A 9,389-nucleotide genomic window follows, 5' to 3' on the forward strand; every position below is an offset into this window, starting at 1 on the left:
GGCGTGCTGCCCTGGACGGTGTCGGCGCGCGGGGCCGTGGCGCTGCGCGGGCAGGCGCGGGCGCTGGCCGAACACCTGGCGGAGCGCGCGGACGACCCGGCCGACGTCGGCTGGTCGCTCGCCGCGACGCGGTCGGCGTTCGAGCACCGCGCCGTGGTGGTCGGCGAGTCCCGGGACGAGCTGCTCGCCGGGCTGGCGGCGCTCGGCGCGGGCGAGGAACACCCCGGCGTGGTCAACCCCGGGACGCCGGCGGTGGCGAGCGAGACCGGCCCCGTCCTGGTGTTCCCGGGCCAGGGCTCGCAGTGGGCCGGGATGGGCGCGGAGTTGCTGGAGTCGTCTCCGGTGTTCGCGGCGCGGATCGCCGAATGCGAGCAGGCCCTCGCCCCGTATGTGGACTGGTCTTTGACCGAGGTCCTGCGCGGCGACGGGTCCGAACTCGCGCGGGTGGACGTCGTGCAGCCCGTCCTGTGGGCGATGATGGTGTCACTGGCGGCGGTGTGGGAAAGCCACGGCGTCACCCCCGCCGCCGTCGTCGGCCACAGCCAAGGCGAAATCGCCGCGGCCTGCGTCGCCGGAGCCCTCACCCTCGACGACGGCGCCAAAGTGGTCGCCCTGCGCAGCAAGGCACTACGCGGGCTGGCGGGCGGCGGTGCCATGGCCTCCCTGAGCGTCAGCGCGCAACAGGCCGAGACGCTCCTGTCCGGCGACGTGACCATCGCGGCGATCAACGGCCCGTCCTCCACCGTGGTGTCCGGGACGCCCGAGCACGTGGCGGCCGTGGTCGCGCGAGCCGAGGCACAGGGCCTGCGCGCCCGCACGATCGACGTCGACTACGCCTCCCACGGCCCCCAGGTCGACCAGATCCGCGACGAACTGACCACCATCCTGACGGGAATCACCCCACAGGCCGGCCGGGTGCCGTTCTACTCCACCGTCACCGCGGCCCGCATCGACACCACCACCCTCGGCACCGGCTACTGGGTGACCAACCTGCGCGAACAAGTCCGCTTCACCGACACCGTCCAAACCCTCCTCGACGACGGACACCGCGTCTTCATCGAGGCCAGCCCCCACCCCGTCCTCACCTCCGGCGTCGAGGAGACCGCCGAGGCGGCCGACATCGCCGTCAGCGCCGTCCCGACGCTGCGCCGCGACAACGGCGGCCCGGTCCAGCTCGCCCACGCGCTCGCGCTGGCCTTCGCCACCGGGACGCCCGTCGACTGGGCGGGGTACTTCCCCTCGGCAAGGCGCGTCGACCTGCCCACCTACGCGTTCCAGCGCGAGCGGTACTGGCCGTCGCCGGGCCTCCGGCCCGCGGGCGGCGACGCCCCGGACGCGGTCGAGCGGCAGGTCTGGCAGGCCATCGAGGAACTGGACGTCGAGGCGCTGACCAGCACGATGCGCCTGGACGCCGAGGACGGGGCGGCCGAGGACCTGCGTCCGGCGCTGCCGATCCTGTCGCGGTGGCGGCGCCGCCACCGCGAGCGGTCCACGCTGGACTCCTGGCGCTACCGGATCGGCTGGAAGCACCTGCCGGAGCCGGCCGCCCCGGCGCTGAGCGGCACCTGGCTGGTCGTCCACGCCGGCGGGCAGGCGGACCACCCCGCCGTCCGGGCGGCGGTGCAGGCCGTCCACGCCCACGGCGGCACCGCGCGCCCCTGGGCGGTGGACGCCGCCGCAGCCGACCGCGCCCCGCTGGCCGAGCAACTGGCCGAGCGGCTGGCCGACCCGGCCCTGGAGGGCAGCGGCCCGGCGGGCGTGCTCAGCCTGCTCGCGCTCGACCAGACCCCCCGCCCCGGCCATCCCGCCGTGACGGCGGGGCTGGCGGCGACGACGGCCCTCGTTCAGGCCGCGGACGACGCGGGCCTCGAAGCGCCGCTGTGGTGCGTGACCCAGGGCGCCGTGGCGGTCGCGCCCACCGAGTCCCTGCCGAACCCCCACCAGACCCAGATCTGGGGGCTCGGACGCGTCGCGGCGCTGGAGTACCCGAACCGCTGGGGCGGCCTGATCGACCTGCCCACCACGCTCGACCGGCACACGCCGCGCCGGCTGGCCGCGGTCCTTACCCCGGGGCAGCCTGAGGACCAGGTCGCGATCCGCGCTACGGCCGCGCTCGGCCGCCGCATGCACCGGGCCCCCGGCACGGGGGAGGACGCCCGGACGCCTTGGCGGCCGGACGGCACCACCCTCATCACCGGCGGCACCGGCGGACTCGGCGCCCACGTCGCCCGCTGGCTCGCCACCAACGGAGCACCCCACCTCATCCTCACCAGCCGACGCGGACCCGACGCCCCCGGCGCCCGGGAACTCGCCGACCAACTCACCGCACTCGGAACCCACGTCACCATCACCGCCTGCGACGTCTCCGACCGCGACGCCCTCCAACACCTCCTCGACGACATCCCCCAGCAACACCCACTCACCGCCGTCTTCCACGCGGCGGGCATCTCCGACCTCACCACGATCGACGAGCTGGACCTCGCGCGGGTCGAGAAGGTGCTGCTGCCCAAGGCGCGGGCAGCCGAGCACCTCCACGACCTCACCCGCCACCTGAACTTGAGCGCCTTCGTGCTCTTCTCCTCCGGCGCGGCGTCGTGGGGCAGTGGGCAGCAGGGGGCCTACGCCGCGTCGAACGTCTACCTCGACGCGCTCGCCGAGCATCGCCGCGGCCTCGGCCTGGCGGCCACCAGCATCGCCTGGGGTCCCTGGGGCGAGACCGGCATGTCCGCCGACGCCGCCGTCATCGCCTTCTTCGCCCGGCGCGGCCTCGCGCCGCTGGACACCGCGCTGGCGATCAAGTCCGTGCAGCGGGCGCTCGACCACGGCGACACCGCGCTCACGATCGCCGACATCCACTGGCAGAAGTTCCCCGCCGCGATGACGACGCAGCGGCCGAGCCCCTTCCTCGGCGACCTCGCCCAGGCCGACCGCGAGGACGGTGCCGGGGAGGAGACCGGGGCCGGTGCCGACCCGCTCCGCCAGGAACTGGCTGGGAGCACGCCCAAGCAGCAACTCGACCTGCTCGTGCGCCGCGTCCAGACGCATGCCGCCACGATCCTCGGGCACACCGGCGCGGACGCCGTCCCGGCGAACCAGCCGCTCCAGGAACTGGGCTTCGACTCCCTCACCGCCGTCGAGCTGAGCAAGCGCCTCAGCACCGCCACCGGGCTCCGGCTCCCCCGCACGCTCGTGTTCGACCACCCCACCGCGACCGCGCTGGGCAAGCTCCTGAGGACGGAGCTGACCGGCCAGGCCGGGGCGGAGGCGGCGGCGGCCCCCGCCGCCTCCGCCGCCGCGCCGGACGAGCCCATCGCGATCGTGGGAATGGCCTGCCGCTACCCCGGCGGGATCCGCAACCCGCAGCAGCTCTGGGACCTCGTCGCCGCCGGGCGCGACGCGATCGGCGAGATGCCCGCCAACCGCGACTGGGACCTGGACGGCCTCTACCACCCCGACCCCGAGCACCCCGGCACCAGCTACGTCCGCCAGGGCGCCTTCCTCTACGACGCCCCGGCGTTCGACCCGGGGTTCTTCGGCATCAGCCCGCGCGAGGCCCTCGCCATGGACCCCCAGCAACGCCTTCTGCTGGAAACCGCGTGGGAGACCTTCGAGAACGCCGGCATCGACCAGGACACCCTGCACGGAAGCGACACCGGCGTCTTCACCGGCGGGACCTTCCAGGGGTACAGCGCATCCACCACGCAGTCGGTGGAGATGGAGGGGTACGCGCTCGCCGGGACCACGTCGAGCGTCATCTCCGGCCGCGTCGCCTACACGTTCGGGCTGGAAGGCCCCGCGGTGACCATCGACACCGCGTGCTCGTCGTCCCTCGTCGCGATCCACATGGCGGCCAAGGCGCTCGCCCGGAACGAGTGCGGGCTCGCGCTGGCGGGCGGCGTCGCCGTCATGGCGACCCCGGCGACGTTCATCGGGTTCTCCCGCCAGCGCGGCCTGGCCCCCGACGGACGCTGCAAGCCGTTCGCCGCCGCCGCCGACGGCACCAGCTGGGGCGAGGGCGTCGGCCTCGTCCTGCTCGAACGGCTGTCGGACGCCCGCCGCAACGGGCATCAGGTGCTCGCCATCGTGCGCGGCTCGGCCGTGAACCAGGACGGCACGAGCAACGGGCTCACCGCCCCGAACGGACCGTCCCAGCAGCGCGTCATCAACCAGGCCCTCGCCAACGCCCGCCTGGCCCCCGGCGAGGTGGACGCCGTCGAGGCCCACGGCACCGGCACCACCCTCGGCGACCCCATCGAGGCCCAGGCCATCCTCGCCACCTACGGGCAGGACAGGCCCGAGGACGAGCCGCTGTGGCTGGGGTCGGTGAAGTCCAACATCGGGCACACCCAGATGGCGGCGGGCGTCGCGGGCGTCATCAAGATGGTCCTCGCCCTGCACAACGACACGCTTCCGGCGTCCCTGTACATCGACGAGCCCACACCGCACGTCGACTGGGACGCCGGGGCCGTGCGCCTGCTCACCGAGCCCACCCCGTGGCCGGAGCGGGAGCGGCCGCGCCGCGCCGGGGTCTCCGCCTTCGGGATCTCCGGCACCAACGCCCACGTGATCCTGGAGGAGGCGCCCGGCTCCGCCGCCGAGACCGCCGCCCCCGCCGAGCCGGACGGGCGGCCGGTGCCCTGGGTCGTCACCGCGCGCGGCGGCGGCGCCCTGCGCGCCCAGGCCAGGGCGCTGGCCGACCACCTCGCCGGGCGCGCGGACGCGCCGCTCGACGTGGGCTGGTCGCTGGCCACCAGGCGGTCGGCGTTCGAGCACCGCGCGGTGGTGCTCGGCGAGTCCCGGGACGAGCTGCTCGCCGGGCTGCGGGCGCTCGCGGCCGGGGACGAGCACCCGGGCGTCGTCGGCATCGGTGGGCCCGCGGTGGCGACGGACACCGGTCCGGTGCTGGTGTTCCCGGGTCAGGGGTCGCAGTGGGCCGGGATGGGCGCCGAGCTGCTGGAGTCGTCTCCGGTGTTCGCGGCGCGGATCGCCGAGTGTGAACAGGCCCTCGCCCCGTATGTGGACTGGTCGTTGACCGGGGTGCTGCGCGGGGACGGGTCCGAACTCGCGCGGGTGGACGTCGTGCAGCCCGTCCTGTGGGCGACGATGGTGTCGCTGGCTGCGGTGTGGGCCTCTCATGGGGTCGTCCCTGCAGCGGTGGTGGGCCACAGCCAGGGCGAGATCGCGGCGGCATGCGTCGCCGGAGCGTTGTCGCTGGCCGACGGCGCCAAAGTGGTCGCTCTGCGCAGCCGCGCGCTGCGCGGCCTGGCGGGCGGCGGCGCCATGGCCTCCCTGGGAGTGGGCGAGGACGAGGCGACGCGGCTGCTGGAGGACCACCCCGGCGTGACCGTCGCGGCGGTGAACGGACCGTCCTCCACGGTGTTGTCCGGCCCGCCCGGCCAGGTCGCCGCGATCGTCGAGCGGGCCAAGACCGACGGGCTGCGCGCCCGCGTGATCGACGTCGACTACGCCTCCCACGGCCCCCAGGTCGACGAGATCCGCGACGAGCTGGCCGAGGTCCTGTCCGGCATCCGGCCCTTCGAGGCAGCCGTCCCCTTCTACTCCACGGTCGCCGCCGCCCGGATCGACACCACCGGGCTCGGCACGGACTACTGGGTGGCCAACCTGCGCGAGCGGGTCCGGTTCGCCGACACCGTCCGGGTCCTCCTGGAGGACGGGCACCGCGTCTTCATCGAGGCCAGCATGCATCCGGTGCTGACCGTCGGGATGGCCGAGACCTTCGAGGACGCCGACGCCGACGCCGCGGCGGTGGCGACCCTGCACCGCGACCGCGGCGACCACGCCCAGCTGCTCCGGTCGGTCGCCGAGGCGTTCACGACCGGGACCCCCTGCGACTGGACCGCGGTGTTCGGGACGGGCCCGCGGCCCCCGGTCGAGCTGCCGACGTACGCGTTCCAGCACCAGTCCTACTGGCTGGCCCCCAGCGTCCGGATCGGCGGCGGTGGGGACGACGCGGTCGAGAGCCGGATCTGGCAGGCCATCGAGGACATGGACGTCGAGGCGCTGACCAGCACCCTCAACCTGGACGGCGAAGACGACGCCGACGGAGGCGAGGAGGGCGCCGACGGAGGCGGGGCGGCCGAGGACCTGCGCCCGGCGCTGCCGATCCTGTCGCGGTGGCGGCGCCGCCACCGCGAGCGGTCCACGCTGGACTCCTGGCGCTACCAGATCACCTGGAAGCACCTGCCCGAGTCCGCTTCCCCCACGCTCGGCGGGACATGGCTGGTCCTCGTGCCCGCCGCGCACGCCGGGCACCCCGCCGTCCACACCGTCGTCCAGGCGTTGCGCGCCCATGGCGCCGAGGCGCGCACCCACGCGGTCGATCCGGCCGCCACCGGCCGGGAGGAGTTCGCCCGGCTCCTCGCCGCCCCCCTCGCGCCCGGCGACGGCACCGGCACAAGGGAGGACGCGAACAGCGGCACGGGCGGCGTCCTCAGCCTGCTGAGCCTGGACGGGTCACCGCATCCCGGCCATCCCGCCGTGACGGCGGGGCTGGCGGCGACGACGGCGCTCGTCCAGGCGGCGGGCGACACGGACGTCCCCGGCCCGCTGTGGTGCCTGACCCAGGGCGCCGTCGCGGTGTCCCCGACCGACCCGCTGCCCAATCCCGCGCAGGCCGAGACCTGGGGTCTCGGACGCGTCGCGGCGCTGGAGTACCCGAACCGCTGGGGCGGCCTGATCGACCTGCCCACCACGCTCGACCACCAGACCCCGGCCCGTCTCGCGGCGGTCCTGGCCCCGGGGCAGCCGGAGGACCAGGTCGCGATCCGCGCCACCGCCGCCCTCGGCCGGCGCATGCACCGCGCCCCGATCACCGGCGACGACCCCCACGCCCCTTGGCGGCCGGACGGCACCACCCTCATCACCGGCGGAACCGGCGGACTCGGCGCACACGTCGCCCGCTGGCTCGCCACCAACGGCGCACCCCACCTCCTGCTGACCAGCCGACGCGGGCCCAACGCCCCCGGCGCCCGGGAACTCGCCGACGAACTCACCGCACTCGGAACCCGCGTCACGATCACCGCCTGCGACGTCTCCGACCGCGACGCCCTCCAACACCTCCTCGACGACATCCCCCGGGAACACCCCCTCACCGCCGTCTTCCACGCGGCGGGGCTGCCCGAGCTGACCGCGTTCGACGACCTGACCGTCCCGCACGTCGCCGAGGTGCTGCTGCCCAAGGCGCGGGCCGCCGAGCACCTCCACGACCTCACCCGCCACCTGAACCTGACCGCGTTCGTGCTCTTCTCCTCCGGGGCCTCCGCCTGGGGCAGCGGGCAGCAGGCGTCCTACGCCGCCGCCAACGCCTATCTGGACGCGCTCGCCGAGCACCGCCGCGCGCTCGGCCTGGCGGCCACCAGCCTCGCCTGGGGACCCTGGGGCGAGTCGGGCATGGCCGCCGACGACGGCGTCATCGCCTTCTTCGCCCGGCGCGGCCTGGCCACGCTCGCCCCCGACCTGGCGATCAAGTCCGTGCAGCGGGCGCTCGACCACGGCGACACCGCGCTCACGATCGCCGACATCGACTGGGAGACCTTCCCCGCCACGTTCACGACCCAGCGGCCCAGCCGCCTGATCGCCGACCTGGCCCGTCCCGCGCGGGAGTCCGAGGGTCGCGACGACCCCGCCGGCGACGACGACCCGCTCCGCCGGGAACTGGCGGGGAGCACGCCGAAGCAGCAGCTCGACCTGCTGGTGCGCCGCGTCCAGACGCACGTGGCCACGATCCTCGGGCACACCGGCGCTGACGCCGTCCCGGCGAACCAGCCGCTCCAGGAACTGGGCTTCGACTCCCTCACCGCCGTCGAGCTGAGCAAGCGCCTCAGCACCGCCACCGGCCTTCAGCTCCCCCGCACGCTCGTCTTCGACCACCCCACCGCGACCGCGCTGGCCAAGCACCTGCGCGCCGAGCTGACCGGGCGTGCGGACGCCCTCGTGAGCCGGGCCGCGGCCGCGGCGCCCACCGACGAGCCGATCGCGATCGTCTCCATGGCGTGCCGCTTCCCCGGCGGGGTCCGCGACCCGCGGCAGCTCTGGAACCTGGTCGCCGCGGGCGGCGACGCCATCGGCGGGATGCCGTCCAACCGCGACTGGGACCTGGACGGCCTCTACCACCCCGACCCCGAGCACCCCGGCACCAGCTACGTCCGCGAAGGGGGCTTCCTCCACGACGCCCCGAACTTCGACGCGGGGTTCTTCGGCATCAGCCCGCGCGAGGCCCTCGCCATGGACCCCCAGCAGCGGATCCTCCTGGAGGCCGCCTGGGAGACCTTCGAGAACGCCGGGCTCAGCCAGGACGACCTCAACGGCAGCAACACCGGCGTGTTCGCCGGAGGGACCTTCCAGGGGTACAGCGCCACCACCACCCCGGCCAAGGAGGTCGAGGGCTACCTGCTGGTCGGCAACACCGCGAGCGTCATGTCGGGGCGGGTCTCCTACGCCTTCGGGCTGGAAGGCCCCGCGGTGACCATCGACACCGCGTGCTCGTCCTCCCTCGTCGCGATCCACCTCGCAGGCCAGGCGCTAAACAAGGGCGAATGCGACCTCGCGCTGGCGGGCGGCGTGACCGTCATGGCGACACCGGCGACGTTCATCGGGTTCTCCCGCCAGCGGGGCCTGGCCCCCGACGGACGCTGCAAGCCGTTCGCCGCCGCCGCCGACGGCACCAGCTGGGGCGAGGGCGTCGGCCTCGTCCTCCTCGAACGGCTCTCCGACGCCCGGCGCAACGGGCACCGCGTCCTGGCGACGATCCGGGGGTCCGCCGTGAACCAGGACGGCACGAGCAACGGGCTCACCGCCCCGAACGGACCGTCTCAGCAGCGCGTCATCAACCAGGCCCTCGCCAACGCCCGCCTCACCGCCGCCGACGTCGACGCCGTCGAGGCCCACGGCACCGGCACCACCCTCGGCGACCCCATCGAGGCCCAGGCCATCCTCGCCACCTACGGGCAGGACAGGCCCGGCGACCGGCCCCTCTGGCTCGGCTCCGTCAAGTCCAACATCGGGCACACCCAGATGGCGGCCGGCGTCGCGGGCGTCATCAAGATGGTCCAGGCCCTCCACAACGACACGCTCCCGGCGTCCCTCCACATCGACGAGCCCACACCGCACGTCGACTGGAACGCCGGGGCCGTGCGCCTGCTCACCGAGCCCACCCCGTGGCCGAGGGGCGACCGGCCCCGCCGGGCGGGCGTGTCCTCGTTCGGCATCTCCGGCACCAACGCGCACCTGATCCTGGAAGAGGGCCCCGAGCCCGCTCCCGTCCCGGCCGGACCGGTCCCGCTCACCGCGGCGGGCGGGCTCGTGCCCTGGGTGCTGTCGGCGCGCGACGGCGCCGCGCTGCGGGACCAGGCCGCCGCGCTGGCCGCCCG

General features: G+C 75.0%; 1 protein-coding gene. It reads left to right on the top strand.

All coding sequences use genetic code 11. The features are described from left to right. Positions 1-9,389, top strand: a 9,389-nt coding sequence (locus E1291_RS34700) for a type I polyketide synthase (RefSeq protein ID WP_131742302.1), incomplete at both ends; no start/stop codon positions are given.

The organism is Actinomadura roseirufa (assembly GCF_900659635.1).
GTDB lineage: Bacteria > Actinomycetota > Actinomycetes > Streptosporangiales > Streptosporangiaceae > Spirillospora > Spirillospora roseirufa.